This is a genomic window from Pantoea sp. SIMBA_079, from assembly GCF_046940275.1.
Classification (GTDB): domain Bacteria; phylum Pseudomonadota; class Gammaproteobacteria; order Enterobacterales; family Enterobacteriaceae; genus Pantoea; species Pantoea borealis.
Window position 1 is genome coordinate 1 of the sequence record NZ_JAWRYR010000731.1, and the last position, 247, is coordinate 247.

The 247-nt window shown below is 70.4% G+C and carries 1 pseudogene; it reads right to left on the minus strand.

The features are described 5' to 3' along the window. Positions 1-247 (minus strand): annotated as a pseudogene (locus SB719_RS21880) (hypothetical protein); the annotation flags it as partial.

Genomic DNA, 247 nt, shown 5'->3' on the forward strand with positions numbered 1-247 from the left:
GGCCACCGTGCGGCGTGCGACCGGCACGCCGGAGGCTTTCAGCAGCTCGGCCAGACGCGCATCCGACAAGGGTTTGCGCGGATCTTCGGCATCGACCAGGGTGCGGATCATCTGCTGGATCGCGGTGCTCGAGGCTTCCCCGCCGCCTTCGGTGCCGACGCCGGAGTCGAAGAAGGCCTTCAGCGACAGCGTGCCGCGCGGCGTGTGCACGTACTTGCGCGCGACCGCGCGCGACACCGTGGACTCG